The organism is Streptomyces niveiscabiei, assembly GCF_033794345.1.
Lineage (GTDB): Bacteria > Actinomycetota > Actinomycetes > Streptomycetales > Streptomycetaceae > Streptomyces > Streptomyces niveiscabiei.
This window is the reverse complement of the sequence record NZ_JARAYJ010000115.1, coordinates 1-1,017: the sequence shown is the minus strand read 5'-3', so window position 1 is coordinate 1,017 and position 1,017 is coordinate 1. Positions and strand designations below refer to the sequence as shown.

2 protein-coding genes are annotated in these 1,017 nt (G+C 71.2%); both read left to right on the top strand.

What is annotated here, in order from left to right:
• Positions 1-574: type I-E CRISPR-associated protein Cas6/Cse3/CasE (gene cas6e, locus PV682_RS44590; RefSeq protein WP_319738611.1), on the top strand; the 574-nt coding region annotated here is incomplete at its 5' end.
• Positions 571-1,017 (top strand): CRISPR-associated endonuclease Cas1 (locus PV682_RS44585; RefSeq protein ID WP_319738608.1); only part of this gene is annotated, 447 nt, incomplete at its 3' end. The genes cas6e and PV682_RS44585, both read left to right, overlap by 4 nt.

Sequence of the window (1,017 nt, the reverse complement as noted above, 5' to 3'; positions counted from 1 at the left end):
GGACCCGGCCGCAGCGGGCCGCGCCGACCTGTTCATCGTCAGCCCCGGCCGCCCCGACCTGACCCACCTCGTCGAGGAGGCGGGCTGGCCCGGACTGCCGGAACCCGGCTGGACCACCTTCGCCTACGACGAATTCCTCGACCGCCTCACCAAGGGCAGCACCTGGGGATTCCGCCTCACCGCCAACCCCGTCCACAACATCCGCCGCGACCAGGACTCCCGCGACTCCCCGACGAAGCGCGCCGCGCACATCACCCCCCGCCACCAGATCGGCTGGCTGCTCAAACGCCAGCAGAACGCCGGCTTCGAGGTCATAGAAACCCCCGCCGAGCGCCGCCTGACCGAACACGGCCACCAGCACGAGGTGATCGTCCACGACCGGATGCCGTTGCAGTTCACCAAGGCCGGTACGGCGAACGGCCGCCCGCAGGTCCGCATCACCCGGGTCACCTTCGACGGCCGCCTGCGCGTCACCGACGCCAACACCTTCCGCCGCACCCTCACCAACGGCCTGGGCAAGGCGAAGGCGTACGGCTGCGGCTTGATGACCCTTGCCCCCCTCCAGCCGTCATGAGCACCGTCGGCCGGCGCGGCGCCTCAACCCTCCGCGAACTCACCAGGGTCGGCGACCGGGTCTCCTTCCTCTACCTGGAACGCTGCACCGTCCACCGCGACGACAACGCCATCACCGCCACGGACGCGGACGGTGTCACCCACATCCCCTCCGCGACCATCGGCACCCTCCTCCTCGGCCCCGGCACCCGCGTCACCCACCAGGCCATGTCCGTCCTCGGCGAATGCGGCGCGGGCGTCGCCTGGGTCGGCGAACAAGGCGTCCGCTTCTACGCCGCAGGCCGCGCCCTCACCCGCTCCAGCCACCTCGTCGAAGCACAGGCCACGGCCTGGGCCAACCGCCGTACCCGCCTCGACGTCGCCCGCGCCATGTACCGCCTGCGCTTCCCCGACGAAGACCCCTCGACGAAAACCCGCCAGCAGCTCCTCAGCATGGAAGGCCGA